This is a genomic window from Nesterenkonia sandarakina, from assembly GCF_003003175.1.
In the GTDB taxonomy this organism is placed as follows: domain Bacteria; phylum Actinomycetota; class Actinomycetes; order Actinomycetales; family Micrococcaceae; genus Nesterenkonia; species Nesterenkonia sandarakina_A.
This window is the reverse complement of record NZ_PVTY01000050.1, coordinates 1-1,825: the sequence shown is the minus strand read 5'-3', so window position 1 is coordinate 1,825 and position 1,825 is coordinate 1. Positions and strand designations below refer to the sequence as shown.

Annotated in this window: 1 protein-coding gene and 1 pseudogene; both read right to left on the bottom strand. The window is 65.3% G+C overall.

The window, feature by feature from the left end; translation table 11 throughout:
- Window positions 1-94, bottom strand: a pseudogene (locus tag BCL67_RS16095) (ATP-binding protein); the annotation flags it as partial.
- Window positions 91-1,665, bottom strand: a complete 1,575-nt coding sequence (gene istA / locus BCL67_RS15065; RefSeq protein WP_106124213.1) for an IS21 family transposase — start codon at window positions 1,663-1,665, stop codon at window positions 91-93. The gene istA and the pseudogene BCL67_RS16095, both read right to left, overlap by 4 nt.
- Between the last annotated feature and the right edge of the window lie 160 nt (window positions 1,666-1,825).

Below are 1,825 nucleotides of genomic sequence, written 5' to 3'. Positions count from 1 at the left end.
TGAGGGTCTCGTCGCGGGCTTCGAGGGAGTCCAGTAGGGCGGTGGCTCCCATCTCGCGTAGTTTGCGTTTGGTCTCGGTATCGATCCTGGTCACCGGGCACCGCCCGCCGCGTAGTAGGAAGCTCCACGCACGTAGCCGCCTGATTCCTCTGCCGGTAGGCCATCGGGCGATCTGCTGGTGAGCGCTCCTGGTTTGTCTTGACCGGTGTCCAGTATCGGGCGCAGGTGCGCATACCGCGGGGAACGGATCGGGCCGGCCAACGCGATCAGGCAGGCCGCCTCCACCCGCTCGGCGGAGAACCGGCGGGTCAGCCGCAGCACCGCTAACGCCGGGTTCAAGCCCTGTTCGGCCACCGGGACGGATTCGAAGATCCTGTCCACCACGATCACTGCCGATGGTCCGACGCGTTGGGCCCATTCCCGTACCCGGGGCTGGTCCCACTGCCGGTACTTCGGTCCGGCCGGCAGGTCGGCGTCGTGGGTGCGGTATTCATTCACCACGTTCTCTGGCACCAAGAGGTGGCTGGCCAGCCGCTGGTGGCCGCGGTGGACCTCCAGCATCGTGTCCGTGATCCGCAGATCCACCTTGGCCCCCACGTGCGTGTAGGGCACCGAGTAGTAGTTCCGTGCCCAGGCCACGTGCCCGTTGCGGGCGACCCGGCGCCCGTACACCCAGCGGCTGATCTCATAGGCGGCGGCCGGAAGCGGGCGCAGCAGCGCCTTCTCCTCGGCTTCGAACACGCTAGCCCTGGAGCCGGCGCGCTTTTGGAACGGCTCGGCGTTGTAGGCCTGAAGCTGCCCGGTGATGGCGGTCTTCAGCTCGGCCAGCGTGCCGAATTGGTGCTTGCGCAGGGCGGCGATGACCCAGGTGGCCACGTGGGACACGGTGTTCTCCACGCTGGCTTTGTCCTTGGGCCTACGGACCCGGCCTGGCAACACCGCCGCGCAGTAGTGCCCCGCCATTTCCCGGTAGGCGTCGTTGAGGAGGATCTCGCCCTCCCGTGGGTGCTTGATCACCCCGGTCTTGAGGTTGTCCGGCACGATCCGGGGCACCGAGCCAGAGAAGTACTCGAACATCGCTACGTGGGCGCGCAACCACGTGTCCTGCTTCATATCCAGAGTCGGCTCCACGAAAGAGTATCGACTGTACGGCAGACACCCCACGAACAGATAGACCCGACTCAGCTCTCCGGTGGCCACATCGACCAGCTGCATCGTGGGCCCGGACCAGTCAACCTCGACCGTCTGGCCGGCCTTGTGCCCGATCCGGGAGGCCAGCCCTGTGACCAGCACATGCTGCTGGTAGGACTTGCAGAACCGGTCATACCCCATCGCCGGGGAGCCGGAGACGGCGCACTCATCCACGTACTCGCCGTGCAGCAGCTTCATCGTCACCCCGACCCGAGCCATCTCCCGGTGCACCCGGGACCACTCCGGTTCCGCGAAGACACTCTCGTGTTCCCCACGCCCGGGAAACAACAGCGAATACACCTCCGCGTCAGCTCGAGTCGAGATATCATCCCACCGCACCCCGGCCGCATCGGCGGCCTCCAGCACCTCGGCAACACTGTTCCGCGAGATCTGTTGAGACGCCGCGATCGCCCTGCCGGACAGGCCCTCGGCCCGTAGCTGCAGCACGACCTTGGCTTTGATCTTCCTTACCATTGAACTACTCCTTCCGCCGGGTGCCCATTACACCCAGTGGAAGGAGCCTAAGCAGGTGGCTCCGAACCAAAATGACGATGGCTCCCACCACGTCCATCGCCGCAAACAGTCACTGGCGCCCAAACCCAATACGAATGGCCCTCAAAACCGCGAATATTCA